General features: G+C 73.3%; 19 protein-coding genes. 7 read left to right on the plus strand and 12 right to left on the minus strand.

Annotation, left to right across the window (positions count from 1 at the left end; translation table 11 throughout):
* Nucleotides 1-41: 41 nt before the first annotated feature.
* Entirely contained in the window at nucleotides 42-347 is a 306-nt protein-coding gene (locus WMF31_RS10540; protein ID WP_436601803.1) for a PilZ domain-containing protein, read from the minus strand.
* 75 nt (nucleotides 348-422) lie between these two features.
* Between WMF31_RS10540 and WMF31_RS10545 the strand changes: the two genes are divergently transcribed.
* Nucleotides 423-1,532, plus strand: a complete 1,110-nt coding sequence (locus tag WMF31_RS10545) for a hypothetical protein (protein ID WP_436601804.1) — start codon at nucleotides 423-425, stop codon at nucleotides 1,530-1,532.
* 50 nt (nucleotides 1,533-1,582) lie between these two features.
* On the opposite strand, the gene WMF31_RS10550 is transcribed toward WMF31_RS10545, so the two are convergent.
* The 3 genes from WMF31_RS10550 to WMF31_RS10560 form a co-directional block, all read right to left on the minus strand.
* Nucleotides 1,583-2,146: a hemerythrin domain-containing protein gene (locus WMF31_RS10550; RefSeq protein WP_129351258.1), complete on the minus strand. Its 564-nt coding sequence runs from the start codon at nucleotides 2,144-2,146 to the stop codon at nucleotides 1,583-1,585.
* Nucleotides 2,147-2,302: 156 nt separating this feature from the next.
* Nucleotides 2,303-4,549: a hypothetical protein gene (locus WMF31_RS10555; RefSeq protein WP_436601805.1), complete on the minus strand. Its 2,247-nt coding sequence runs from the start codon at nucleotides 4,547-4,549 to the stop codon at nucleotides 2,303-2,305.
* 59 nt (nucleotides 4,550-4,608) lie between these two features.
* The gene (locus WMF31_RS10560) at nucleotides 4,609-5,013 is read right to left on the minus strand and encodes a PilZ domain-containing protein (RefSeq protein WP_129351254.1); all 405 of its coding nucleotides are present in this window, start codon (nucleotides 5,011-5,013) and stop codon (nucleotides 4,609-4,611) included.
* A gap of 47 nt (nucleotides 5,014-5,060) precedes the next feature.
* Between WMF31_RS10560 and WMF31_RS10565 the strand changes: the two genes are divergently transcribed.
* The 4 genes from WMF31_RS10565 (at nucleotide 5,061) to WMF31_RS10580 (ending at nucleotide 9,818) form a co-directional block, all read left to right on the plus strand.
* Nucleotides 5,061-6,800 (plus strand): class I adenylate-forming enzyme family protein, encoded by a 1,740-nt coding sequence (locus tag WMF31_RS10565; protein WP_436601806.1) that lies wholly within the window; start codon nucleotides 5,061-5,063, stop codon nucleotides 6,798-6,800.
* 52 nt (nucleotides 6,801-6,852) lie between these two features.
* Nucleotides 6,853-7,956, plus strand: a complete 1,104-nt coding sequence (gene dnaJ, locus WMF31_RS10570) for a molecular chaperone DnaJ (protein ID WP_436601807.1) — start codon at nucleotides 6,853-6,855, stop codon at nucleotides 7,954-7,956.
* 101 nt (nucleotides 7,957-8,057) lie between these two features.
* The gene (locus WMF31_RS10575) at nucleotides 8,058-8,903 is read left to right on the plus strand and encodes a pyruvate, water dikinase regulatory protein (RefSeq protein WP_436601808.1); all 846 of its coding nucleotides are present in this window, start codon (nucleotides 8,058-8,060) and stop codon (nucleotides 8,901-8,903) included.
* A gap of 303 nt (nucleotides 8,904-9,206) precedes the next feature.
* Nucleotides 9,207-9,818, plus strand: coding sequence for a hypothetical protein (locus tag WMF31_RS10580; protein ID WP_436601809.1), 612 nt, complete (start codon nucleotides 9,207-9,209; stop codon nucleotides 9,816-9,818).
* Here the strand turns inward: WMF31_RS10580 and WMF31_RS10585 are convergent.
* Together WMF31_RS10585 and larE are read right to left on the minus strand one after the other, a co-directional pair.
* The gene (locus tag WMF31_RS10585) at nucleotides 9,784-10,089 is read right to left on the minus strand and encodes a hypothetical protein (RefSeq protein ID WP_436601810.1); all 306 of its coding nucleotides are present in this window, start codon (nucleotides 10,087-10,089) and stop codon (nucleotides 9,784-9,786) included. The genes WMF31_RS10580 and WMF31_RS10585 overlap by 35 nt on opposite strands.
* Before the next feature lie 149 nt (nucleotides 10,090-10,238).
* Nucleotides 10,239-11,099 carry an ATP-dependent sacrificial sulfur transferase LarE gene (gene larE, locus WMF31_RS10590; RefSeq protein WP_436601811.1) on the minus strand — a complete coding sequence of 287 codons (861 nt, stop codon included), beginning with the start codon at nucleotides 11,097-11,099 and terminating at the stop codon, nucleotides 10,239-10,241.
* Between the two features lie 230 nt (nucleotides 11,100-11,329).
* On the opposite strand from larE, the gene WMF31_RS10595 reads away from it, so the two are divergent.
* Nucleotides 11,330-12,133: an OmpA family protein gene (locus tag WMF31_RS10595; protein ID WP_436601812.1), complete on the plus strand. Its 804-nt coding sequence runs from the start codon at nucleotides 11,330-11,332 to the stop codon at nucleotides 12,131-12,133.
* 71 nt (nucleotides 12,134-12,204) lie between these two features.
* Here the strand turns inward: WMF31_RS10595 and WMF31_RS10600 are convergent, their stop codons facing one another.
* The 3 genes from WMF31_RS10600 to WMF31_RS10610 all read right to left on the minus strand — a co-directional run bounded on the left by WMF31_RS10600 (nucleotide 12,205) and on the right by WMF31_RS10610 (nucleotide 16,017).
* Nucleotides 12,205-14,673 (minus strand): fused MFS/spermidine synthase, encoded by a 2,469-nt coding sequence (locus WMF31_RS10600; RefSeq protein ID WP_436601813.1) that lies wholly within the window; start codon nucleotides 14,671-14,673, stop codon nucleotides 12,205-12,207.
* Between the two features lie 144 nt (nucleotides 14,674-14,817).
* Nucleotides 14,818-15,414 (minus strand): Uma2 family endonuclease, encoded by a 597-nt coding sequence (locus WMF31_RS10605; RefSeq protein ID WP_436601814.1) that lies wholly within the window; start codon nucleotides 15,412-15,414, stop codon nucleotides 14,818-14,820.
* 72 nt (nucleotides 15,415-15,486) lie between these two features.
* Nucleotides 15,487-16,017, minus strand: a complete 531-nt coding sequence (locus tag WMF31_RS10610) for a hypothetical protein (RefSeq protein WP_436601815.1) — start codon at nucleotides 16,015-16,017, stop codon at nucleotides 15,487-15,489.
* A 114-nt stretch (nucleotides 16,018-16,131) separates the two neighbouring features.
* Here WMF31_RS10610 and WMF31_RS10615 point away from each other — a divergent pair, with 114 nt between their 5' ends.
* Nucleotides 16,132-17,358 (plus strand): M14 family metallopeptidase, encoded by a 1,227-nt coding sequence (locus WMF31_RS10615; RefSeq protein ID WP_436601816.1) that lies wholly within the window; start codon nucleotides 16,132-16,134, stop codon nucleotides 17,356-17,358.
* Between the two features lie 36 nt (nucleotides 17,359-17,394).
* Here WMF31_RS10615 and WMF31_RS10620 read toward each other — a convergent pair whose 3' ends face one another.
* The 3 genes from WMF31_RS10620 to WMF31_RS10630 all read right to left on the minus strand — a co-directional run bounded on the left by WMF31_RS10620 (nucleotide 17,395) and on the right by WMF31_RS10630 (nucleotide 24,646).
* Nucleotides 17,395-18,582, minus strand: coding sequence for an MFS transporter (locus WMF31_RS10620; protein ID WP_436601817.1), 1,188 nt, complete (start codon nucleotides 18,580-18,582; stop codon nucleotides 17,395-17,397).
* Between the two features lie 262 nt (nucleotides 18,583-18,844).
* Nucleotides 18,845-19,429 carry an N-acetyltransferase family protein gene (locus WMF31_RS10625; protein WP_436601818.1) on the minus strand — a complete coding sequence of 195 codons (585 nt, stop codon included), beginning with the start codon at nucleotides 19,427-19,429 and terminating at the stop codon, nucleotides 18,845-18,847.
* Between the two features lie 240 nt (nucleotides 19,430-19,669).
* A complete protein-coding gene (locus tag WMF31_RS10630; RefSeq protein WP_436601819.1) occupies nucleotides 19,670-24,646 on the minus strand; it encodes a hypothetical protein in 4,977 nt (1,658 codons plus the stop codon).
* Nucleotides 24,647-25,085 lie beyond the last annotated feature (439 nt).

Raw genomic sequence — 25,085 nt, forward strand, 5'->3', positions numbered from 1 at the left:
GCGCCGCGCCTGAGCGCGCCGCCCAGGCGCGGCGCGGCGGATCAGCGCGAGCCGAGGAGCTGCGTGAGCGCATAGGTCTCCCGCGCGCCCATCGCCCCGAACTGCACCCCCATCCCCTCGGGGGTGGTCCATCGCACGATCGACGGGATCGCGGCGGCCTGCTTCAGGCCCGCCAGGGGCAGCAGCACCTCGATGGTCGCTCCGAAGGGGGCCGGCGAGGCCGTCTCGATGAACATCCCACCGAGGCTGATGTCGCGACACGTCGCATCGATGCGCGGGCCATCCCCGACCCGGAAGGCGATCGAGAGCCCGATGAGCTTGCGCGGGTGCTTGCGGTGATCTCGCACGGTCCTCCCTGGCGAACTGCGCGGCACGGAACCCGGCTCGCGTCGGGTTATCCTGAGGCGCAGAGGAGACGATCAATGTCGCGAGCCGAGAGCGTCGCTGTCAAGCGCGTGGAGCCGGGCTCGGCGCCGTCGAGCCGCGCCGGCGCCCGAGCTCGAGGCGGCGCGGGAGCGCGCCGCGGCTGGAGGAGGCACCTCGAAGGGTGGGAGCCGGGGCTCGTGGCCGTCTTCATCGCGGGCTCCGCGGCGATCCTCGCCGTGCCGCGGCCGGTGGAGCCGACCGAGATGCCGCTGCCGTTCGCGGATGCGCGGGCGCTCGCTCGCGCGCGGGCGGCGGACCGCGTCCGCGCCCGTGAGGCCGAGGAGCTCGGGCTGGACGCCGAGGTGCGCGAGCTCGGCTCCGCGTTCCGCGCCTTCGGGCTCGTGGACGGGAGCGGTGACCCCACGGAGGCCGAGCTGTTCGCCGCGCGCAAGCGCGTGCTCGCGGCCGTGGGCCCGGCGCTCGCTCAGGGGGACGAGGCGGTGCTCCGGCTGCGGGCGTACCAGCAGAGGTCGTTCGTCCGCGAGGTGCGCCGGTTCGAGGCGACCGGCGAGGAGACCGAGGAGCTCCGCGAGCTCGGCGGCAACTTCGTCGGGTTGCTGCGGCGGAACGCGTGGCTGGAGAGAGGGGGGGCGAGCCGGCGCGGCGGCGGCGAGGCGCGCCGCGTCGCCATGGATGGCACGGTGCTCGGGGTGCTCTTCAAGAAGCGCTGGGGCGCCATCGTGGGGCTCCAGCGGAGCCCCTTCGACGTGACGCTCGACGAGGAGCGCGCGCTGTTCCGGTTCTTGCTCTTGCGCCCGCTCCGCGCCGGAAGAGACGTGCAGGAGCTCGCGGCGCCTCCGGAGGTGATCGCGGCGCGCGCCGACCGGGCCGGGGAGCAGGGGCCAGGCTCGCTCGCGGCGGCGATGCGCGCCCGGGCGGCGCAGCGCGCCGAGGAGCAGTACCGGCTGAAGAAGATCGACGAGCTCGCCGCGCTCGACCGCGCGTATCCACGGCAGCTGGCCCGCGGCGTCGCGCTGTACCGGCTGGGGAGGTTCGCGCAGTCGGCGGAGGCGTTCCGCCTTCACCTGGAGCAGCACCCCGACGGGGCCTACGCGCTGCGAGCGCAGAACTACCTGCGCGCGGCGCTCGACCGCGCGCGCGACTAGCACCGCCGCGCGCGCGACTAGCACCGCGCCCCCCAGGGCGGCGAGGCGCGTTACGGGCCCCGGCGCATGCCGCCAGGGCGGGATGGACGGCCGCTGATGCCCTTGGCGGGGTTGCCCTGCCCGCCGCGCCCCCGGCGCGTCTCCATCTCGTTCATGATCGAATGCATCGCGGAGGCCTGGAGGAACCGGCGAGCCGCCGGAAAGACCTCCTGCTCCTCGCAGGCCACGTAGCGCTGGTACGCCGCGCGCAGCCCGTCGATCAGCGGGGGGAGCGCCTCGGCCGCGTCGGCGCCGCCGTCCCGCTCGATCGCGGCGCGCAGCTCGTCGAGCGCGCGCCGCTGGGCCTTGTGCTCCTGCCGGAGCCGATCGAGCGTCGGCGCGACCGACTCCAGGACCGCGAGCCGCGGGAACAGCGAGCGCTCCTCGTCCTCCTGGTGCCGGCTCATCGAGCGCTCGAAGTAGGCGACGACGCAGGAGAGCCCCTCGAGCGCGGCGGCGCGCCCGCGAGGATCGCCGAGGGAGCGCGCGGAGCGCGCCAGATCGTTCAGGTTCTCTTCCAGGCTCCGGTGCGCGGCGGCGAGCTTCTCGAGCGGATCGTTCCGGTCATCGGGCATCACGCAATGATTCATCAAGACCGCGCGGGCCTGGGAACCTTTTTCCTGTCCAGCAGCGGTCGCGCGTCGCTCGGCGGCGCTCGTCCTCCACTTCGCTCCCCCCCGCCGCGCCCCGGAAGCGCGCGCTGGGGCCGACATCGCACCCTTATCGCACCTTTACGGGAGCCTCGCGCTGGCGGGCAGATCGAGGTGCAGCGAGGGGGCCAGCAGGTCGCGCGCGAGGTGCACCTCGAGCAGGTCGATCACGGGGCTCTTCGCCACCGCCCGGAGCTGCTCGTCCGCGCCCGCGTCGCCGGCCGCCTTCCTGGCCATCGCCGTGTAGAATTGCGCCTCCACGCGCTGCGCCGCGCTCTGGGCGAGCCTGCCGAGCTCCGCGTCGCTGAGCTTGCCGTTCGCCCACGCGGCGAGCTTCCCCGTCCATGACGTGCGGCTCGTCGCGCCCTCGAGCGCGCGGCCCGCGGTGCCGTCGGTGGCGACGCCGAGCGAGCGCTCCAGCAGCAGGACCCAGAGCCCGCCGTAGACGAGATCCTCTTCGTCCAGGTTCGCCTCGAGGCCGCGCTTCAGCGCCCGCCGCGCGCTCTGGAGATCGCGCCGGACGAGCGCGCGCCCGACTGCGTCCAGCATCGTCGCCCCGAGCAGCGGGGGATCGGCCGTCACGAGGGCGAACGCGCGCTCGTGCGCCCGGGCCGCCCCCTTCCCGTCGCCGTAGCCGTCGAGGATGCGCCCGAGCAGCCGCTCGACGCGCGCCTTCGTGCCGGGATCTCGCGCGCGCTGCCGGGCGTCGAGGGCGGCCGCGAGCGCTGCGTCGAGGGACTCCTTGGCCCGGTCGTGCGTGCCAGCGTCGCGGTGCAGCTCGAAGGCGAGTACGTGCGCCTGGATCACGTCGAGCAGCGAGGTGCGCGCGTCCGGCGCTCCCAGCGCCCGTCGCACGTCCTCCAGGGCGGCCTGGGGCTCGCCCGCCTGCCGCTCGGCCATCGCGAGCACCGTGAGCCCGTTGACCGTCGGCTCGGCCGCGGTCGCCGCGCGGAGCAGCGGCAGCGCGGCCGCGAGGTTGCCGGCGCGCAGCTCGAGCGACGCCATGAGGGAGCGGACGCTCGCGCCCGACGGATCGAGCGCGCCGCCGCTGCGCGCCGCCCGATCCGCGAGCACGAGCAGCGGCCCCGCGGCGTGGTAGGTGCGCCGGGCCGCGTCGAAGTCGTCGGTCGACGCCTCCTCGGCGAGCGCGCTCAGCACGAGCCCGAGCGCCGCCCCGAGCGCGTCGAGGCTCGGCCGGTCTCCCAGCGCGCCCGCGACCACGAGCGGCGTCGCCTCGGACATGCCGAGGCGGATCATCAGCTGTGAGAGGAGCGCGGCGCTGTCCTGGCTCCGCGGATCGCGGCGGTAGGCCTCGAGGGCCGTGCCCCAGAGCGCCCCGTCGAGCAGATCCTGCGAGAGCCCGGTCTCGACGTCGCGCTCCTGCCCCGCGTGGTGCGCGAACGCCATCGCGAGCGCCTGCCAGGACGCCGCGTCGTCCTCCGTCGCGGCGGCCTTGAGCCGCTGGTAGAGCCCGGGCGGGATCACCCGGCGCGCGCTCGTGCGATCGATCTGCTCGACGGCGCCCTTCGCGTCCCCGTGGCGGAGGAACAGCGCGGCCAGGGTGGCGCCGCCCGACTCCAGCGCGCGCGCCGCCTCGACGGCCTCGTCTCGCTCCGGCCTCTTTCCACCCTGCTGGTACTCGATGTTGAACTCGATCGCCAGGTCGATCCACGCCGCGGTGGCGGCGGCGGCGCGCTGGATCGACTCCGGGCGGCTGTCGACGAGGGCGCGAGCGACCGACGCGCGCTGGTCCATGCCGAGCCGCTCGAGCGGCCCGCCGGTGCGCGTGTCCTTCATCCAGCGGGCGAGCGCGGCGAGGTGCTCGTCGACCTCGGCGCGGGCCCGGCTGCCGCGCGGCAGCGCGGCGGCGCGGAGCTCCATCAGGGCCTGCACCCGCCCCTCGTCGCCGCGGGGGCTCAGCCGCTCGATCGCGCCCGCGAGCGCGCGCTCGCCCACGGCGTCGATCATCTCGGCGCGGCCCTCGCCGGGCCGGACGAGGTAGAGCGCGCCGAGCACGCTCTGGAGGCCGCGGTCGGGGTGCCCCGCGTTGAAGCGCGCCGCGGCGTGCGCGAGCTGCCTGCGGACGACGCCGATGAGCAGGCCCGCGCGCTGCGCGCTCGGCTCGCCGTCTCGCACGATCGAGTAGAGGCTCGCGGAGAAATCGGCGTCGCGGACGTCGACCGGAGCGACGCGACCCTCGGCGGCGCCGGGCGGCCCCTTCGCCCCCGACGGGCCAGAGGCTCCGCAGGCGACGGGAGAGAGCGCGAGCGCGAGCGCGGCGAGGCCCCGGGCGAGACGGCGCCGGGGGGACAAGGTCGACGGCGACATTGCGGGGCAGTGTACACGGGGGACGCGCGTGCGCACCCCCCGGCGACCGGGCCCGAGCGCTACCGAGAGCCCTCGCCGAGCCTCCTGCCGAGCAGCTTGGACGCGAGCGTCTCCCCGAGCTCGTTCATCATCAGCTGCTCGACGATCGACTCGGTCGCGGCCCGCTCCGCGTCGCTCTCGTACTGGAACTCGATCCCCATCCCCGGCGGAGAGCCCTCCGTCGCCTCGGACGGCATCACGATCCGCTTCACCTGCCCCCGGAGGCGGAGCGGCTCCGGCAGGGTGCGGATCGAGAGGGCGAACACGAACTCGGTGCCGACCGCGAGCGGGCGATCCGTTCCGATGAACATCCCGCCCTTGGAGATGTTGCGCGTGTAGTCGGCGAAGAACGTGTTCAATCGTTTGTACTCCACGCTCAGCTCGATGGCGGCGCGCGGGGTAGAGCGGCGATCGGTCTCCGTCACGGCGCCACCCTATCACGGCGCGCGCGAGCCAGAGTAAAGTCGCCCCCATGGATGGTCCTCGCGTGCTCGCGGCGCTCTCCGGCGGGCGGCGCAAGATGAGCGCTCTCACGGAAGGGGCTCGCGTGGCCGGGCGGGCGGTGGCGCGGTCGGGGCTCCTCGCCGCGCTGCGTTGGCCGGGGCTCAAGGTCCTCGCGCGCGAGCTCGCGCGGGGCAAGGCGAACCCGTCGCTGCTGTTCCGGTTTCACGCCGAGAACAGCCCGCACCGGATCGCGGTCGTCGACCCGCGGAGCCTCGCGTCGCGCGCGGCCGGCGGCGCGGCGGACGACCGGGGCGAGGATCGGGTCTACTCCTTCTTCGAGCTGAACGAGCGCATCGATCGGCTGGGCCTCGCGCTCGATCGGCGCGGCGTCGACCCGGGCGCGACGGCGCTCCTCGTGCTCAAGAACCGCCCCGAGTTCCTGATCTGCCAGGTCGCGATCGCCCGCGTCGGCGGCTCCGTGGTGACGGCCTCGTGGCGCTCGACCCCGGCGGAGCTCGCCTACCTCGCCGGCCACTCCGGGGCGAGCCTGCTCCTGTTCGACTCCGACATCGCGGACGTGATCGGCGAGGCCGCGCCGCGGCTCGAGGGGATCCCGCGCGAGCGCATGATCGCGATCGGCGAGCGCGCCCCGGGCTTCTCGCACCTCGACGAGCTCATGGCCGAGCGCGGCGCCGCGCCGGATCGGAGCGAGCGCGCCGCCGTGGTGATGTACACCTCCGGCACCACCGGCAAGCCGAAGGGCGCGGTGCGCGGCTTCGGCGGCGGGGCCGCCGTGTCGGCGCTCGGGGCGATCGGCGCGACCCCGATGCGCGTGGGCGACGTGCACCTCGCCGTCTGCCCGCTCTACCACCTCACGGCGTTCGGCTTCGTCACCATGTCGCTCGTGCTCGGCGCGACGATCGTCGTCCTCCCGGAGTTCCGGCCCGAGCTCTTCCTCGAGGCGATCCAGCGTTACCGCGTGACCACCACGGCCGTCGTCCCGACGATGCTCCAGCGCGTGCTCGAGCTCGGCGAGGCGCGCCTCCGCGCCCACGACACGTCGTCGCTCACCGCGATCTTCACGGGCGGCGCGCCGCTCTCGCCGGCGCTCGCGTCGGAGGTGATGGGCGTGTTCGGCGACCGGCTCTACAACCTCTACGGCGCGACCGAGACGGGCATCGTCACGATCGCGGGCCCCGAGGATCTGCGCGCGTCGCCGGGCACCATCGGGCGCCCCGTCGCCGGCAGCGAGCTCCTGCTCGTGGGCGAGGACGGGCGGCCGTGCAGGGACGGCGAGGTGGGGGAGCTCTACGCAAGGAGCCCCCTGCTCGTCTCCGGCTACCACGGAGATCCCGAGTCCACGCGCGCGTCGATGCTGGACGGCTACTTCTCGGTCGGCGACCTCGCGCGCCGCGACGTGCGCGGCTGCTACCACATCGAAGGCCGCAAGCGGGACCTCATCATCTCGGGCGGCGTGAACGTGTACCCCGCGGAGGTCGAGTCGGTCCTCCACGACCACCCGGCGGTCGCCGAGGCGGCCGTGGTGGGCGCGCCCGATCGCGACCTCGGCGAGCGCGTGCGCGCGTTCGTCGCCCTGCGCCCCGGGGCGGCCGCGAGCGAGGAGGACATCAAGGCGCACTGCCGCGCCCAGCTCGCGGGCCCCAAGGTCCCCCGCGAGGTCGTCTTCCTCGACGCCTTGCCGCGCAACCCGACGGGCAAGGTGATGAAGCGCGACCTCGCCGGAGCGGACGCGAAATCGGCGGAATGAGCGCCCTGCTAGGCGCTGTCCCGGCGGGGCGATCGATGCTATTTCGCACCTCGTGCGGGATCCGTACGAAGTTCTGGGCGTCGAGCGCTCCTCGACGCAGGATGAGATCAAAAGCGCTTTCCGGCGCCTCGCCGCGCAGCACCATCCCGACAAGAACCCGGGGGATCAGGGGGCGCACGTCCGCTTCAAGGAGCTGAACGCGGCGTACCAGATCCTGAGCGATCCGCAGAAGCGCGCGGCGTTCGATCGATTCGGCCCGGCCGCCGTCGGCGCCGCCGCCGGGGGCCCGGGCTTCCAGGGCGTGCCCTTCGATATGCACGATCTGAACCTCGACTCCATCTTCGGCGACCTCCTCGGCGCCCTCGGCATCCGGGTCGGCGATCGCGGGACGCTGCAGAAAGAGGTGCGGATCAGCTTCGAGGAGGCGGCGTTCGGCTGCACCAAGCAGATCACCTACGATCGCATCGAGCCCTGCGGCGACTGCGCCGGCTCGGGCTCCGCGCCCGGGGCGCAGACCGAGCGCTGCTCGGCGTGCGCGGGGCGCGGCCGCGTCCGCATGCAGCAGGGCATGTTCCCGATCGCGATCGAGCGCCCCTGCGGGCGGTGCCGCGGCTCGGGTCGGATCGTGACCGACCCGTGCAAGACGTGCCGCGGCGCGGGCCTCGCGGCCAAGCAGAAGACCATCGAGGTGACCATCCCGCCGGGCGTGGAGAACGGCGCGACCCGGCTCGTGGAGCGCGGGGGCAACACCTCCCGCGAGGGCCGCGGGCCGGGCGACCTCGAGCTCACGATCCGCGTCGCGCCGCACGAGCTCTTCCGCCGCATCGGCGACGACGTCGTGTGCGCCGTGCCGATCTCGTTCGCGCGCGCGGCGCTCGGCGGCGAGCTGGAGATCCCGACGCTCGACGGCAAAGGCAAGCTGCGGATCCCCCCGGGCACCCAGCCCGGCTCGGTGCTCCGGATCAAGGGCAAGGGCATACCGCGCCGCGTCGTCGGCGGGCGCGGCGATCAGCTGGTCGAGGTGAGCGTCGAGGTGCCGACGCAGCTCACCGCGTCCCAGAAGGAGCTCATCGCGCAGCTCGCGAAGGAGCTCGGCGAGAACGTGCAACCTCAGCAGTCCTCGTTCATGGAGAAGCTGAGAGGGCTGTTCGGTTGACGGCGCGCGCGCCCGCGGGCGATCCTCTGCGTCCCTGACTGACCGAGGCACGGGCCCTGCCTCGAGCGCCGCTGCCGAGATGGCGAGGGGGAGCATCGGACATGGATAAGCCGAAGTTCATCGACGTCCTGAGCGACTCCACGGGAGAGACGGCGGAGAAGGCCGTACGCGCGGCGCTGCTCCAGTACCCGAAGGCGGGCGTGCAGATCCGCCTCCACACCCGCGTGCGGATGCAGGAGGTCGCGCGGCCCGTGCTGGAGCGCGCGGCCCGGGAGGGCGCGCTCGTCGTGTTCACCGTGGTCAGCCCCGAGCTGCGCGAGTTCGTCCACGCCTCCACGGCCGAGCTGAACATCGAGGCGATCGATCTGATCGGCTCGCTCATCGTCCGGCTCGGCACCTTCCTCGACCGGGAGCCGATCAACCTGCCGAGCGCGATGCTCCCGCTCAGCGAGGAGTATTTCCGGCGCATCGAGGCGGTCGAGTTCGCCGTCAAGAGCGACGACGGCAAGGAGCCGCGGAACTTCAGGAAGGCGGACATCGTCCTCGTGGGCGTCTCCCGCACATCGAAGACGCCGCTCTCGACGCTGCTCGCGCAGCGCGGCCTCAAGGTCGCGAACTACCCCCTGGTGCTCGGCGTCCCGCCGCCGCTCGAGCTGATGGAGGCCCCTCAGGACAGGATCGTGGGCCTCACCATCGGGATCGACCAGCTCTGCGAGATCCGGCAGGCGCGCCTGCGCCAGCTCGGGATGCCCGCGGAGACGAACTACGCGATGCGCGAGCACGTCCGGCAGGAGCTGGAGTTCGCGCGTCGGCTCTTCGACGCGCACCCGGAGTGGCCGGTGGTCGACGTCACCGGGCGCGCCATCGAGGAGACGGCGGTGATCATCCTGGAGCACATGAAGGAGCGCGACGAGCGCGCCAAGGCGGCGCGCGCGACGCTGATGTGAGGCCGCGCGGGCGGGCACGTGCGGCGCCGCCGCACGGCGCGAAGGCAGGGAAGCGGCGTGTCCGGATGGGCTGCGGCGTGTCCGGATGGGCTGCGGCGTGTCCGGATGGGCGTGCGGCGTGTCCAGATGGGCGTGCGGCGTGTCCAGATGGGCGTGCGGCGTGTCCAGATGGGCGTGCGGCGTGTCCAGATGGGCGTGCGGCGTGTCCAGATGGGCGTGCGGCGTGTCCAGATGGGCGTGCGGCGTGTCCAGACCTTCGTGCCACGGGCGGCGCCCCGACATGCCAAGATCCAGCACGGGTAAATGATCAGCAAGAGGACACACTTCGGGAGGGCGGGCGAGTACCACGCGATGTCGGAGCTGCTGCTGCGCGGCTGGAACGTCGCGGTGCCTGTGGTCGACGTGGGCGATGACGCGTTCGTGATCGACGACCGCGACAAGACGACGCGCCGGGTTCAGGTGAAGACCGCGAAGGCCGAGCCGATCGAGGGCCACATGGAGAGCTCGGGCGCGAGGCGCGTGCGCGCCACGTTCAAACTGTCGCGTCAGCAGCTGCGGACGCAGCAGGCCATAGAGCTCTTCTACATGCTCCTCGTGCGGCTCCCGGCGAGCTGGAGATCCCTCATCATCCCGCGCCGGGATCTGTTCCAGATGAGGGAAGCTTATGTCGCGATGGCGCGAACCAGCTCAGGGCGGCGCCCGCGCTCCGACGAAGACGCGACCACGGACACGCTCATCTTCGCCGTGGATGTCGAGCTCGAAACGAACGTTGCACACGGCTGGGGGGGTGCCCTCGACCTTTACCTCGACCGATGGCCGGACGAGCTGTGTGTCGTCGAGGGCGGTCCAGGCAGCGTCGGGAACGGCAGCGCAGCCGAGCCTATGCCGCCGTCCGCGGGAGATCCTTCTCGCTGACCGGGTCGCGGAACACGACGCCGCCGAGCGGTCGCAGGTGATCCTCGCTGAGGCCTGTCAGGAGAATCACGATCTGCGGCGCGATGCTCCCCTGCACCTCTTCGTAGTCAGCCCGCGTCTCGTGCGCGATGAAGATCCGGTCGCGAGCGCGCACCGCCGATCCGAACATGGTGCGGAGTCGATCGAGCGACCGCGGCTCGAGCGCGAACGTCGCGCCGTCACGGTTGACGCTGCGGTAGATGACGATCGGCTCAGCGGTGGCTTCGCTCATGGATCGAGTATGCGGCGAGCCCCACGGCGTGGCAACGGATGCGAGGCCACGGTCACCCGCTCGGCGCCGCGTCATGGGCCGCGGAGGTCGCCCTCATCGGGCGCCCGGCGGAGCCGCCGCGAGCCGCGCGCTCCGCGTCTCCGCCGGGGTCAGCTCACGATCTTGAGGGCGCGGCCCACGAGCACCTCGTTGTGGCTGCCAGTCCGGTAGCCGCCGAGGTCGAGCGTCACGTAGCGGAAGCCGTGCCGCTTGCCGGCGGCCACGATCTCGGCGCGGATCGACGGCTCGGCGGCGCGCGCGAGCTCGCCCGCGTCGAGCTCGATGCGGGCGAGCTCGTCGTGGTAGCGGACGCGGACCTGGCGAAACCCCATGCTGCGCAGGGCGGCCTCGAAGCCGCCGATCTGGGCGAGCCGCTCGCGCGTGACGCTGGTGCCGTAGGGGATGCGGCTCGAGAGGCAGGCGGCCGCCGGCTTGTCCCAGATGGGCAGGCCGACGCGCGCCGCGCCGGCGCGCACGTCGGCCTTGCTGAAGCCGAGCTCGACGAGGGGGCTCAGCACGCCCGCCTCCCGCGCCGCCTCGAGGCCAGGGCGGTAGTCGCCGAGGTCGTCCGTGTTGGTGCCGTTCAGGATCGCCGCGAGGCTCCACTCGGCCCGCTTCCGCGCGGCGATCCGGTAGAGCTCGCTCTTGCAGTGGAAGCAGCGGTCGGGGTTGTTCGCCACGTAGCTCGGGTCGTCGATCTCCGACGACTCGACCAGCCGGTGATCGGCGCCGATCAGCCGGGCGATCGCCGCGGCCTCCTCCTTCTCGGCCGGCGCGAGGCTCGGCGAGACCGCGGTCATGCCGACGGCCCTCGGGCCGAGCTCCTGATGGGCGACCGCGAGGACGAAGGCGCTGTCGACCCCTCCGGAATAACAGACGAGGACGGAGCCGAGCTCCCGGAGGCGGGCGCGCAGGCCGGCCAGCTTGTGATCGACAGGGGAGCCCTCGGCGGTGAGCGACGGCGCAGGCATGGGATCCTTCCTTTACCACAAGCCGCCCGGCGCGCCGGTCGGCCCCGCGGCAGCGGTGGCGGGGCGCGGGGCCCATGAGGCGCTCGCCTCCGGGGCTCGCGTTCCGGCGTGCCCCTCTCGTGGCCCGCCGGCACGAGCGCCCCTCCGGGGAGCACCCCACGGGCCCCGCCGCCGCTGCCGCCAGGTTTACTTGCGGTTCGAGCGCCGGTTCTGACACGCTAAAGGACGAGATGGACTCGAAGAGGAAGCAGGCAGGACGCACCGCCCTGCCGTTCGCCGTCGCGGCGGCGATCGCCGTCGTGCAGGCCGGCCACGGATGCGGGGACAACCGGCTGCCGCCGCGCGACCTGCCGCGCGCCGAGGAGCAGCGCGCACTCCCACGCTGGTATCCGGAGCGCCCGTGGTCGGAGAAGGGCGGGGAGAGCCAGGTCTTCATCGAGGGCAAGATCGTCTTCAACACGAACCAGGCCGCGATCCGGCCGGGCAGCGAGAAGACGCTGGAGACGCTGCTCCAGTTCCTCAAGGAGCACCCGGAGGTGACGCGCCTGCGCATCGAGGGGCACACCGACGCGCAGGCGAGCGAGGAGCACAACCAGGAGCTCAGCGCGCAGCGCGCCCTCGCGGTCGCCGACTGGCTGGTCGACCGCGGGATCGAGAGCACCCGGCTCATCGCGGTCGGCTTCGGCGAGTCGCGCCCGCTCGGGCCGAACGAGATCGCGGCGGGGCGCAGCGAGAACCGTCGCGTCGAGTTCCACGTGGCCGAGGTGAACGGGCGCCCCTTCCTCGGCAAGGACCCGTACGCGGGCGGCCTCGCGCTGGAGGTGCTGAGCCTGGAAGAACGCAAGCTGCGCGCCGAGCAGGCGCGGCAGCGGCCGGCGCCGCCGCCCCGCAAGGGCTTCGTGGCCACCGGCGACGAGATCAAGCCGGTGCAGGTCGGGCCGCCGGGCAACGCGGCGCAGGAGGGCGAGCCCCTCCCGCCGGCCAAGGAGGGCGCGCCCGCAAAGGACGGCGCGTCGCCGACGGGCGGGGGCTGAGCGGCCTCGCGGGCGTGGGCTGAGCGGCCCTCGCGGCCGGGGGCTGAGCCCTCGACGCGCCCCACCACCTCTCACGGCGCGAGGTGCCGCGCGCGCGGCGCCCGCGTCCGGTACTGCGCGAGGAGCGCGAGCGACGCGGCGAGCGACTCGTCGTACGGGAGCACGTTGCCCTTCGGGGTGGCGTACTCGAGGTAGAGGTTGTCGTCCGTGGACACGATCGGACCGCCGTCCTCGGCCGCGTCGGCGATGAACCGATCGAGCTCCTCGCCCGAGGCCACGAGGTCGTCGAGCAGGTCGGGCAGCCGCGCGCCGGCGAGCGTCGCCTGGACCGCGGGGCGCGCCTCGAGCTCCGCGAGGCGCGCCCCGGAGGCGACGAGCGGCTCGGCGCTCGCGACCAGGATGCCCTGCGCGCCGCCCACGAACAGCGCCACGTGCGGGAAGGCGCTGCGCATGGTCCGCACCACGACGGCGAGCTCCCGCCGCCGGATGTGATGGAGCTGCACCCACTGCTGGAGGACGCCGTCCGCGGTGAGCCGCGACCGGGCGAGCTCGTAGAACTCGCGGCTGTACAGGCTCGCGGCGCCCGCGAACCAGACGCTGGTGAGCTCGATGGCGATGAGGTCGTAGCGGGTCTGCGCGACGAGCAGCTCGTTCCTGCCGTCGTTGAGCGAGAGGCGCACGCGGGGATCGTCGAGCGCGCCCAGGCTCGGGCCCGCGAAGAAGCGCCGCGAGGCCTCGACGATCGCCGGGGAGATCTCGGCGACGTCGATGCGCGCGAAGGGGTAGGCCGCGAGGGTGCCGGTGGTCGTGCCCGTGCCGAGCCCGATCACGAGCGCGCTCCGCGGCTCGCGGACGAAGAGCGACGGGAAATGCGCGAACCGCCGCTGCGCCGTCATCTCGGGGCCGTCGTCGCCCTGGAACTTGCCGTTCGTGTACAGGGTCGTGACGCCCGCGCGGCGCGCGACCGTGGTGACGCCGCCGTGCACGTCCTCGCGCACGAAGTCGAGGCGCTCGGGCCGCGGCCCCATGGCGAAGTAGACGTTCGCGCCGCTCGTCATGCGGGCCATGTCCCAGCGGGGCGCGAGCGCCGCGAGGACGGCCGCGGCGGCGGCCAGCGCGAGGGCGCGGCGGGGCTCCACGCCCGCGCGCGCCGCGGCGAGGACGGCGAGGAGGGCGAAGGCCAGGGCGATCGCGACGAGGGCGCGCTCCGAGCCGAGCGCGGGCAGGAGCAGGTAGCCGGTGATGATGGAGCCGGCGATCGTGCCCAGCGTGTTCGCGGCGGTCAGCCTGCCGACGCGCGCGGCGACGTCGGCGTGCGCGGCGGCGCGCGCGAGGAGCAGGGGGAAGGTGAGGCCCATGCACAGCGTGGGCAGCGCGAGGATCGCGAGCGCGGCGAGCGCGCGGACCCCCTCCCGGCCGGCCCACCCGTGGACGTGCTCGCCGGCGAACGCGAAGAGCCACGGGAGCTGATCCCAGAGCGGGATGGTGGCGGCGAGCGAGAGGGCCGCGGCGACGAGGCCGCGGAAGAGCGCGCTGTCGCCGTGGCGCCGCGCGAGGGCGGGCGAGCGCGCGGCGCCCGCCGCGAGGCAGACGAGGAAGACGGCGAGCATCAGCCCGAAGGCGTAGGCGCTGTTGCCGATGAGGAGCGCGAGCAGGTGCGTCTGGACCACCTCGGCGGCGAAGACGAGGAAGCCCGAGGCGAACGCGAGCAGCAGCAGGAAGGCCGGCTCGGCGGGGCCGGTCGCGGCCGGGAGGGGAGCGCACGGGGCGCCGGCCTCCGCGGCGCGGTCGGCCGGGACGCCGGCCTCCGCGGCGCGCGCCGCCGTGGCGCCGGCCTCCGCGGCGCGGGCGTCCGGGGCGCGGGGGGGCGCGGCGGCGGGGCCGAGCGCGGGGCCGCGGAGCCCGGCGGCGACGGCGACGGCGCCGAGGAGGAGGTTCGCGATCGCCGCGGACCAGAGCGCGCCGCGGATGCCGAGGTGCGGCAGGACGACGTAGGCGCCGGAGAGCGCGCCGGCCGCGCCGCCGGCCGTGTTGATGGCGTACAGCGAGGCGAGGCGGCGCGCGGCGTCGTGCTCGGAGGGGGGCGCGCCGCCCTCGGGAGCGCCCTCGGCGCGGAGGATGCGCGAGAGCACGGGGAGCGTGGCGCCCATCGCGACCGTGGGGACGACGACCACGAGGGCGGTCAGCGCGGCGCGCGCCGCGGTGAGCAGCGCGAGCGAGTCGGGCGCGGCGCGGACGACGCCGACATAGGCCGAGGTCAGCGCCTCGAACAGGAACGGCGAGACCGCGCAGATGGCGCCGACGATGGCCTCGAGCACGCCGTAGGCGACGAGCGGACGGCGGGCGGCCGCGGCGTGGCGGCCGCCGAGGTGCGCGCCGAGCGCGAGGCCGCCCATGAAGGCGGCGAGGACCGTGCTGACGGCGTAGGCGGTGGCGCCGAAGACGTAGGCGAGCTGCTTGGAGAAGGCGACCTCGTAGAGGAGCCCGGTGGCGCCAGAGACGAAGAACAGGACGGCCACGAGCGGGAAGCGGGAGCGCACGGGCGCGCACGCTAGTACGTCGTCGCCCGGGTTCGTCCCAGGTTCGTCGCGGAGGGGCCGGGGCGCCGGCAGAGCCTGGCTGGCGCGCCGCTCCGTGGCGCCTCGGCCCCCGGAGGAGGGCGTCCGCGCCGGCGGCGCCCGCCGTCAGGGATCGTCGCTCGCTCCCGGCGCGAGGCCGTCCCACCACGCCGCGAGGTCGATCTCGATCGCGTCGAACGGCGCGGCGCGCACCCGCTCGTCCTGGCCGTGGAGGCCGAGCTCCATCCACCTGCCGTCGATGTGCTGGGCGACGAGGAGCGTCCGGTCGCGGGGGTCCACGTACCAGATGTGCTGGACGCCGATCCTGACGTAAAAGCGGCGCTTGACGATCTGGTCGTAGCTCGCGGTGCTGGGCGACAGGATCTCGCAGACCCAGTCCGGCACGACGGTGATGGGGCCGTCGCTGGGGAGCGTCGGGAGGCGGTCCCGGCGGAAGCCCGCGATGTCGGGCGACACCTCCGGCGCCCGCGGCAGCTGGATGCTCGGCTCGGGGAGGATCCACCAGCCGCCGGGGCCGCCGCGCCCGCGCTGGAACGGGTTCGTCAGGTCGGTCGTGATCAGGCCCTCGACGCTCGCGTGCGGCGCGCGCGGGCGAGGAAAGGCGTACAGCGTGTCGTCGAGGATCTCGCCGCGCCACGTCGGCGGCAGCGCCTCCAGGTCAGCGAGCGTGGCCGGGCGGACGAGCGTGGGGGCGAGCGACATGGGGACCTCCGCGGATCGTACCCGATGAAGGGAGCGGACGCCCGACGGACGCGCCTGACCCGCGCCGCCCCGTCAGAGGCCCGCCCGCGAGAGCCGCTCCCGCGCCCCCTTCACCCCGAAGATCGTCGCCTCTCCCGGGGGCACCACGGGCGCGAGCAGCACCGCCGCCAGGATCGCGGCCACCGTCAGCGGCGCGCGCGCATCGTCGCCGGCGACCTGCGGCTCGCGCACCTGCCAGGCCCGCCGCGCGCGCGCGAGCAGCGCGTCGAACCCGCGCCCGCCGATCGCCCGCACGCCCGCCGCCGCCGCCGCCCGCACCTCCGGCGCGCGATCCAGCGGCACCGTCAGCACGAGCACCCGGCTCGGCGCGCCGCCGGCGCGCGCGACGTCGACCTCCACGGCGTCGACCATCGGCGTGGCCCCCGACGGGTACGACTTCTTCTGCACCAGCGCGAGCTCCGCGCCGAAGAAGACGCGCGCCTGGTGCGCCCAGCGGTGCTCCTCGATCCGCGCCTCGGGCTCCGGCGACAGCAGCGACCAGCCGTGGCTGGCCGGCAGCAACTCGATCCGTCCAATGGCCCACCCGTTGTCATCGAATTCCATGCTTGAGCCCGCTGTCACGGCGATCCGGGGCTGGCCAGCGGCCCGCTCCGAAGCGCGCGAACACGCGACCGGTGCTCTATGATTCCCCCCATCTGAGGTAAAGGTGAGCCCTGCATGCCGGAGTCCGATCAGGAGTCGGGAGAGCGAGGCCGGGCGGCCCTGAGGGCGGCCCTGTTCGTACATCGCCGCACGCCCCTCTCGCGCCTGCTCGCCCGCCGTGGCCTCGGTCCTTACCGCGGGTACGGGGAGCTCCTGGAGGCGCTCGATCGGCTCGCCGATCGGGGCGCGCAGCTCTCGCTCATCGGGCGCTCGGTCCGCGGCGAGCCGCTGCTCGCCGTGCAGATCGGCGCCTCCAGCCGGGCGGGCGCGGGCCTGGGCCGGGCGGGCGCGGGCCTCGCGATGCTGTCAGCGTACGGCGCGGCGAGGTCGTCCCACGGCGGGGCGAGATCCCTGAACGGCGCCCCGCCCCCCGGGGCGCGCGACGGCATCGGCGCGCCCGGCGGCCCGGACGCGCCGGCGCCGGACGAGCCCGCCCTCGCGCTGCCGGCCGACCGCGCCGGTCCGCCGGGCCAGGGCGCCCCCGCGGGCGCCTGGCTGCGCGACCGCGGGCGGACGACCGTGATCCTGTCGGGGATCCACCCGCTCGGGTGGATCGGCATCGAGACCCACCTCGCGCTGCTCGAGCGCCTCGTGGCCGAGGATCTCGGCGGCCGATCGATCTTCGCCGTCCCCATCATGAACCCCGACGGCCTCCTCCGCGTCGAGATGAACCTCCGCGCCGGGCGCCACCGGTACGTGCGCGGCAACGCCCGCGGCGTCGACCTCAACCGGAACTTCGACGCCGGCTGGTACGAGCGCGGCGTCGTGCAGCGCCTCGTCGGGCTCGTCTGCTCGCCCGGCAGCCGCCCGGGCAGCGAGCCGGAGGTCGAGGCCATCGCGCACGCGCTGTCCTCGCGCCGGATCGACCGCGCGCTGTCGCTGCACAGCGCCGGCGGCGCCGTGCTGTACCCGCCCGCGCACCGGCTCTGGCCCGTCGACGACGTCGCCGAGCACCACGCCTATGCCCTGCGCGTCGCGCGCGCCGCGGATCGCAGGCCGTACCGCGCGATGTCGTACGTCCGCTCCGCCTGGGGGTTCCGCAAGGCGGGCCTGGAGGTCGACTGGCTCCACGATCGCCACGGCGCGCTGTCGCTCATCGTGGAGTGCTCGCGCCGCCGCGTCGGCCTGCGCCCGTCGCGCCTGATCGAGCCGTTCGCCTGGGAGAACCCCCGCAGGCTCGACGACGTGATGCCGCCGCTCGTCGAGGCGGTCGTGCCCTTCGTGAAGGGCGCGCGCGCCTGAGCCCCCGGAGGCCCCCACCCCCCGGAGGCGCGCCGCTCAGGACTCGACCGGCTCGCCGGCCGGGATCTTCTGCGCGCCGAGCAGGACGCCGAGGGCCGCGAAGCTCGCGGCCATCAGGCCGTATGCCGCGAGCGCCCGGTGCTCGATCAGCCACCCGGCGGCGATGGGACCGACGATCTGCGAGACGCTCGCCAGCGACTGGCTCACGCCGAGCGCCGCGCCCTGCTCGTCGCGGCCCACGCTCTTCGTCAGCAGCGTGGTGATGCTCGGCCGCACCACCGCCGCGCCGAACGCCGCCACCGCCACGAGCAGCAGCAGCGTGGGCAGGTCGTACGCCACGCCGAGCAGGCCGTAGCCGACGACCATCGCCGAGAAGCCGACCCGCGCGAGCCGCTCCTCGCCGAGCCGCTTGACCAGCCGGCCGATGCCCCCCTGGATGCTCCCGCCCACGAGGCCGGAGAAGGCGTAGAGGTAGCCCGTCTTCTCGACGTCGAACGCGAAGCGCCGCTCCAGGAAGAGCGCGAGGCCGCCGATGAGCGTCGAGAACGAGAGCGAGAAGGCGAGGAACTCGAGCAACCGGCGGCGCGGGAGCGGCCGGTCGAAGAACCGGCGGAAGGCGTTGCCGCGGCCGAGCGGCGCCGGCGGCGCAGCGCCGGCGGGCGAGGCCGCCGGCGCGGGCTGCTTCGCGGGCAGCAGCGCGGCCGTCAGGATGATCGCCGTCAGCGACAGCGCCGCCGCGCCGAAGGCCGGGGACGCGTAGCCGAACCGGTGCGCGAGGAACCCCGAGATGGCCGGGCCGAGGAGGAACCCGCCGCCGAAGGCGATGCCGATGAGGCCGAACGCCTTGGTGCGCTCCTCCGGCCGGGTCACGTCGCTGATGTACGCCTGCGCGATCGTCAGGTTCCCGGCCGTGAGGCCGTCGATGATCCTCCCCAGGAACAGCATCCAGAGCGAGTCCGCCGAGCCGAGCACCAGGAAGCCGATGAAGGTGCCCATCTGGCTCGCGAGCAGCGTCGGCTTGCGGCCCGCCCGGTCGGAGATCCGCCCGAGGATCGGCCCCGAGACGAGCTGGCACACGGCGTAGCTCGCCGCGAGCAGGCCGACGACGAGCGGCGTGGCGCCGAAGTGCTCGGCGTAGAACGGGAGCAGCGGCAGGACGAGCGTGAGGCCGAGGACATCGACGAAGACAGTCAGGAAGATCGGCAGAAGCGGCGAGCGGCGCATGGTGGCTTTCGGTGGCGATGGACTGCGGTGGCGGCCGGGAGGCACCCGACGCCGGCAGGGAGGCCGGATCGACAGACAGGCGCCCAGAACGGCGGGTACCGTCATGACCGATCCGCGCGGCGATGGGTACCCTCCACGGCGCCTCGGGGCCACGCGGCGCTCGAGGCGGCCCGGGCGCCCCGAGGCCGCAGAAGCCCCTCCCGGCCCGACCCCCCGGGGCGCCGCGCCGGGCGCCCGGGGCGCCGCGCGGTGGCACGGCCGCTCAGCGGACGGGCGTGGTGCGCTGGCCGGGGGGGCGGAGCGCGAGGGTCATCTGGATGTCGTCCAGGGGGACCCCGTCCACCCGGAAGGCGTCCTCGCGGGTGCCCACCGGGATGAAGCCCATGCGCGCGTAGAGCCGCCGGGCGCGCTCGTTGTTCGAGAAGACGCCGAGATCGAGGTACGAGAGGCCCGCCTCGTCACGGGCCCACGCGATCGCCGTCTCGAGCAGGCGCCGGCCGTGCCCCTGGCCCGTGTAGGGGCCGAGGATGCCCATGGCGACGACCGCACGGTGATTTTCTGACGGAACGCGACCGCCTCGCAGCTCGATGTGTCCGATGATGCGCGTCCGGGGGGCGCTCACCCGGAGCAGCCAGGCCCGCCCCCAGAGCGGCTCGCTGAGCGCGCGGCTCCAGCGGTCGAGCGCGCTCTGCTCGACCTCCTCGGGGACGAGCGAGGTCGTGACGGCGAAGTGCGGGACGCCTTGCCGGCCGGACTCGGCCATGTGCTCGACGAGGTAGGCCGCGAAGGCCCGCGCGTCCGAGCGCTGCGCCGGAGCGATGGTGGGAAGGGCGGGGGAGAGGGCCATGCCATGGCGCGCGCGGCGCCGTGGAGAACGGTAATGCCGCCGTCGCGCCGGCGCGACCTGGAAAGGCGGCGGGGCGAGCTCTGCCCGATGGCCGACGGCCGCGGGCTGGACGCGCCGCGCGGACCGTGGCCCGCGCGCGTTCACGAGGAGGGGAAGGAGAGGAGAGAGGCGAGGGAAGGAGAGGCGAGAGAAGGAGGGGTGAGGGCCCCGGCGCGGGGCCCTGTCACGGCGAGGGGCGGATCACTCGGGGAACACGCCCAGCTGATCCGGATCGGCGAGGCCGAACCTGGCCATCATCTTGAGCATGTAGTCCGGCACCGATTTGTAGCTCCTCAGCTCGTACGCGTAGTGGTTCTTGTGGATGGTGAGCGGCGTGCAGGTCGGGTCGATGTTCTGATCGCACGGCTGCACATCCACCAGACCACCCGTCGTCGGGTCCACGTCCTTGATCATGGGGTCGTGGCTGACGATCGGGGTGCCGTCCGGGTGGTGCACGACCATCGCGCGGCCGTACTTGTTGAAGCCGGGGCCGTACCCGGCGGTGAACGCGGGATCCGCGACGACCCCGTCCTCGGGGATGCCCGGCTGCGCCTCGTACCTCGGGTCGAGCTGGTAGCCCTTCGCGGTGAGCTCGTTGGCGTACTCGAGCACGCGCGCCGCGATTCCCTTCTGCACCCACTTGCCGCCGGAGGCCTGGCAGTCGGCCCTGCTCTTGCCGGTCCCGAAGAGGCACTCCATGCCGTACGTGCGGGCGTAGTAGATCTGCCCGGACGTCGGATCCTGCCACTCGATGCGCTGCTCGATCCCGGGGTCGGAGTGGGTGCCGAGGCGGTAGATGCGCATCATGTCCAGCCAGTGCGTCTTGCCGTTCGCCGGGATGTACGCGAGCGTCCAGGCGATCAGGAACTTCTGGACCTCCCAGCCGACCTGCGGATCGACGGGGATCGTTCGAGGCACGGTCTCCGGGTCGAAGTCGCCGCCGAGGTAGCTCGAGCAGAGGTTCCTCCCGTTGCTCGGGAAGCAGACCTTCGGCCCCTCGTTCGGCCACCAGCTCACCCACCCCATCGGGCGCGCCGGGAACTCCTTCGCGAGCGGGTCGTTCGGGTCCTCCGCGTCCGCGTCGAGCACCGGGAAGCCGTTCTCGTCGGCCTCGAGGCGCGGCGCGAGGAGCGCGCGATCGCCGGTGAGCGCGTTGGCGAGCAGGCGGCGGTAGCCCTCGGGCAGCACGTCCGCCATGCCGACCGCGCGGAAGCGGGCGTCGTAGAAATCGCGGCGGGAGCTGCTCACGAACCGGTCCTCCGACTGGGAGAGCAGGATGGCCGTGTGGATCTTGTCGTAGTAGCTGCCCGCGTTGATCGTGAAGTCGGTGTCGAAGTCGCCGTTGTCGTCCGAGTTCGCGTTCTCGAGCGGGTGCCCGCCGAACCCGATGTCCTTCAGGTAGCCGGTCGAGCCGTTCGGGATCTGCACCAGCACGGGGCTGTTGGTCGTGCCCTCGAGCTCGCCGAAGTCGGTGCCAGCGCCGTAGTCGTCGCTGTCCTTGTCCGAGCGCAGGACCCGCCACTCGGACCACGGGTCGTTCGGGTCGATGGCGCCCGTGTTGCGCAGGTAGTGCGGGCCGTCCTCCGGGCGCGCGAGCTGCCGGGCGAAGTGGTCGAAGGCCACCGTGGCGGCCACGACGTTCTCCTCCAGGTCCCCGTCGATGAGCAGCGGCCACAGCGTGTCGAACGACAGGCCCTGGTTCGTCGCGAGATCCTGGTAGATCGTCCCGTAGAACCCGATGCCGCCGGCGATGCCGAGCAGCTTCTCGTTGTACCGGCCGTAGGACCGGTCCGCCGCGCCGCGGACGCTGAACGTCGTGCGGCCGCGCCGGAAGTTGTCGAAGATGTGCCTGTTCTCCTGGGAGGTGATCAGGAACATCAGCTGCTCGTACGGGTCGGCGCCGTTGTCGTGCCGGAAGACCGAGACGTTGCCGGTGTCGGCCCAGTTGTCGCTCGCGAACGCGTAGGGCACGCGGACGCGCCTCTTCTCGTCGACCGCCGGCCCGCCGCGGAAGGCCACGAGGGAGGTCTCGCCCGCCTCCGGCTTGCGCAGGTGCCGCCAGCCCACGTAGTCGACCGGCTGCTGGCGGCAGCGCTTCGTCTCGCCGTCGACGGTGACGATGCCGCCGTCCATCACCGGGTGCCACTTGCCGTCGAGCGCCTCGTTCCAGGTCGAGGGCGGCGCCGGCGACACCTCGTAGCAATCGCGGATGACTTCGTACTGCGATTGCAGCTGCGAGTAGTGGAAGTCCGTGACGCCGTCGGCGCGCTGGCTGTAGTTGCCGTACTTGATGCCTGCCAGCCCGCCGAAGGAGTCGGTCGCGGCGAGGAGCCCGCCGCCGATCCTGGCGCCGGCCAGGTAGTGGCGGTTGTTGTTGTCGTAGACGCTCACCGTGTCGCCGTAGAAGAAGCGCGCGGCGGCGAAGTCGTAGACGCCGAGGCCCACCAGGTCCTGCGAGACGTCGCCCGGGTAGTCCATGACCGTGGAGTGCTGGAACATCCAGATCATGTTCTTCTGCTCCTCGTCGGTCAGCGCGTCGAAGTAGCGCGGGCCGACGCACTCCGCCGGATCCTCGCCCGGCTCACCGGTGCACGGCGCCTCGACCTTCCCGTTCCTCGTCCGGAGCTGCCAGTACTGGGGCCGGAAGAACAGCGAGGCGTAGGTGCTCACGAAGTTGTGCCGGAGGCCGACCGAGTGCCCCATCTCGTGCGCGATGACCGCGTACTGGTAACGGCGCTGGATGTACTTGAACATCCGCTCGTACCGCGCCTGCCGCGCCGCGGGCGTCTCGTCCTTGCCCACGGGGAACTTCTCGCGCAGCGCCTCGGCGAGGCCCGTCATCGCCGAGGCCTCGGGGGCCTCGTGCAGGATGCAGGCGCCGCGCTCCGCGAGCGCGCTCTCGTGCATGCGGCGGAGCTGCGACTGCACCTTCGGGTTGTTCATCGCGAACGGCGAGGCGGCGTCGGCGAGCGGACCCTCCACGGGCATGCCGGCGGGGATGCCCGCGAGCTTCAGCATCGCCGGGTTCATGAGCTCCGCCTCGGCGAGGCTGCCCCGGGCGGCCCGCATGCGCGCGCCGACGATGGCCTGCTGCGGGGAGGGGACGTCGGCCCGCACCGCGATGTCGGCGAGCTCCGCCTTCATCGGCTTGAGCAGCGCCTTGAGCTCGGGGGACACGCCCTGCGCGATGCGCTGCTTGTACTCCTCGGGATCGAGCTTCGTGGCGCTCGCGAGGCGCGACGTGACCTCCTCCCGGGTCATCGTGGGGCCGCTCCCGCCGCCCGAGAGGCGGCTCGCCTGCGCCCAGTCGCGGACGTACTTGCCCTCGGTGATCTCGGAGGTCGGCAGCTCGCCGTTGATGTAGCGGACGAGATCGAGCAGCTGCTGCGCCGCGGTGTCGGTGACGTGGCTCCAGATGTTGATGCTGGCGGCCACCTTCTCGCCCGTGATCGGGTCGTCGCCGTCGACCATGATGCCCCACGCCGAGGGGGTCTGCGGCTTGTCGATGATGAGGACGCTGTGATAGCGGAGGTCGCCGAGCCGCGGCGCGAGCCCGGGCTCGCCGCAGGCGGGGTGATCGGCGTCGACGACCGGGTTGTGGCAGAGCACGATGACCGGCGGCTGCGTCACGACGTCGGCGATGGCGAGCGTCGCCGGATCGTTGCCGCGCCGCTGCGAGAGATCCGCCACGGCCGCCCTGGCCGCGTCGTCGCACTGCGGCGCGTCCCAGCCGTTCGCGCGGCGGCAGGCGTTCAGCTCGCGCGAGATCGCGACGGCCTCGTCGATGTCGTCCTGCTGGCCCTTCCACATCGGGTACCGCGCGTCGCAGTCCTGGCCGCCCGTCTTCCGGCACTCGACGAGGCGCGACGTCTGGATCGCCGTCTTCATCGCGAGATCCCACTCCTCGGTGGCCCAGTTCGTGGCCTCGAAGAGGTCCTCCGACGTGTTGCCGCCGATGTACCAGGGGATGGTGACGGCCTCGCGCTGCGCGTACGGCAGCGTGCACTTCTGCTTGAAGATGTCGCACTGCGAGCCCGGGCCGGCCGCGGCGCACTCGTCGGCGGTGCCGTCGCCGTCCTCGTCGCGGTTCGGGTCGCCGGAGTCCCCCGTCGTCTCCTTGGTCGCGCAGGCGATCGGCCCCTCCATCGCCTCGGGGTCGTCGTAGTAGTGGCTGCGCTTCCAGAGGTTGTAGCGGGCCGCGAAGCGCCGCCACTGGTTGTCCAGCATCCCGTAGTTGCGCTCGTAGCCGTAGCGGTAGTCGAAGTTGAAGATGCCGAACGCCTGGAACCTGACGCCGTCGAAATCGACCGGCTCGTAGTCGGTGTCGACCACCCTCTTGAACGAGTGGCGGAGCGTGATCTCGACCGGGTTGCAGTTGCCGTACGGGTCGGTGCCGCCGGCGAAGTCGCCGGGGAGCATGCAGGCCGGGAAGCGATCGATCCCCCAGCCGAGGCTCGACAGGTCCAGCATCGCGGGCGTGGCGAACGCCTTGGTGGTCACGTCGAAGTAGCCGCCCTCCGGATCGAACACGGGGCGGTCCGCGGAGGTGTCGTCGTCGGCGACGTAATAAGCGAGCGGCTCGTACTCGACACCTCCGTAGAGGCCGAGCTGCGAGAGCGTGTCGAAGTTGTAGGCGTCGGTGGCGAGGTTGCGCGACCAGTCCACGCGCATGTGCTCGCGCTGGTACCAGGGCCTGTCGGTCGTGTTCTCGACGACGACGTTCATCTTCTCGCCGGTCGTCGGGTTGTATTCGTAGATGACGTCGAAGTGCGACTCGATCGCGTAGCTCGCGACGATCTGGCCGTCGTTCGTCGTCTTCTTGGTGAGCCCGTCGTAGGTGTTGCCCTTGCCGTCGGTCCCCTCGATGCGCTCGTAGGCGAGCCGGGCGTTGAGCTGGTGCTCGGTGATCTCCCACTTGATCCGGGAGACGGGCTGCGCGTACGTGGACGTGAAGAGGCCATTCTGGGCGGCGCCGTACCCGACGTCGATGACCGTGCCCCGCATGTAGAACTCGGGGTCGTCGGCGATGTCCATCAGCTCACGTCCGACAAAGAAGGACTTGTGGAGCCCGCCTTTCTGCAACCTGTTGATGGGGTCCCGCTCCTCCGCGCAACCCGCCCCCACGACGGCCAGCGCGGCGGCGCCGAGGAGCACCGCACGCTTACAAATTCGATTCATCAACGATCCTCCGGAAGCTGCCTGTCGACATCGACGCACAAGCCGGCCCTTCGCGAACACGCGCGCGCGGGCGCGCGTTCGGTACTCCCGTGCCGCCCGCGCCTCAAAGCAAGAACGTTGCCAGCGTGAGATCGCGCGCTCTTTCGATGAGTTGAGCCCATGTCGTACATGGGCGCCCGGGGTGGCGTTAAAGAGTTAACTGCGGCCGCGCTGCCCGGGGCCGTGCCCGGCTCCGGGGCAGCGGTGGTCGGGACGGCTCGAGCTCGGGCTCGCCGGCGGCCGCGCGCCAGCGGCGGGGGACGACAAGTCGTCCGCTGTCACGTTCTTTGGTATGGTCGCCGCGTGGAGTCCCCCTCGCATCGAGCGCGCGGGTCGCGTCTGCGCGCGGACAGCCCTGGCCGCTGCGCTCCGTGGAGCGGGCGCCGCAGCCGCCCGCGGG

It is taken from the genome of Sorangium sp. So ce1036 (assembly GCF_051369805.1).
GTDB lineage: Bacteria > Myxococcota_A > Polyangia > Polyangiales > Polyangiaceae > Sorangium > Sorangium cellulosum_F.

What these genes read in the sequence shown, in the direction of transcription:
- WMF31_RS10595 (WP_436601812.1), top strand. Translation starts at nt 11,330, where the DNA reads ATGGACTCGAAGAGGAAGCAGGCAGGACGCACCGCCCTGCCGTTCGCC.
- WMF31_RS10575 (WP_436601808.1), top strand. Translation starts at nt 8,058, where the DNA reads ATGGATAAGCCGAAGTTCATCGACGTCCTGAGCGACTCCACGGGAGAG.
- WMF31_RS10625 (WP_436601818.1), bottom strand. Translation starts at nt 19,429, where the DNA reads ATGGCCCTCTCCCCCGCCCTTCCCACCATCGCTCCGGCGCAGCGCTCG.
- WMF31_RS10620 (WP_436601817.1), bottom strand. Translation starts at nt 18,582, where the DNA reads ATGCGCCGCTCGCCGCTTCTGCCGATCTTCCTGACTGTCTTCGTCGAT.
- WMF31_RS10610 (WP_436601815.1), bottom strand. Translation starts at nt 16,017, where the DNA reads ATGGAATTCGATGACAACGGGTGGGCCATTGGACGGATCGAGTTGCTG.
- WMF31_RS10605 (WP_436601814.1), bottom strand. Translation starts at nt 15,414, where the DNA reads ATGTCGCTCGCCCCCACGCTCGTCCGCCCGGCCACGCTCGCTGACCTG.
- WMF31_RS10580 (WP_436601809.1), top strand. Translation starts at nt 9,207, where the DNA reads ATGATCAGCAAGAGGACACACTTCGGGAGGGCGGGCGAGTACCACGCG.
- WMF31_RS10585 (WP_436601810.1), bottom strand. Translation starts at nt 10,089, where the DNA reads ATGAGCGAAGCCACCGCTGAGCCGATCGTCATCTACCGCAGCGTCAAC.
- larE (WP_436601811.1), bottom strand. Translation starts at nt 11,099, where the DNA reads ATGCCTGCGCCGTCGCTCACCGCCGAGGGCTCCCCTGTCGATCACAAG.
- WMF31_RS10550 (WP_129351258.1), bottom strand. Translation starts at nt 2,146, where the DNA reads ATGCCCGATGACCGGAACGATCCGCTCGAGAAGCTCGCCGCCGCGCAC.
- WMF31_RS10555 (WP_436601805.1), bottom strand. Translation starts at nt 4,549, where the DNA reads ATGTCGCCGTCGACCTTGTCCCCCCGGCGCCGTCTCGCCCGGGGCCTC.
- WMF31_RS10565 (WP_436601806.1), top strand. Translation starts at nt 5,061, where the DNA reads ATGGATGGTCCTCGCGTGCTCGCGGCGCTCTCCGGCGGGCGGCGCAAG.
- WMF31_RS10615 (WP_436601816.1), top strand. Translation starts at nt 16,132, where the DNA reads ATGCCGGAGTCCGATCAGGAGTCGGGAGAGCGAGGCCGGGCGGCCCTG.
- WMF31_RS10630 (WP_436601819.1), bottom strand. Translation starts at nt 24,646, where the DNA reads ATGAATCGAATTTGTAAGCGTGCGGTGCTCCTCGGCGCCGCCGCGCTG.
- WMF31_RS10545 (WP_436601804.1), top strand. Translation starts at nt 423, where the DNA reads ATGTCGCGAGCCGAGAGCGTCGCTGTCAAGCGCGTGGAGCCGGGCTCG.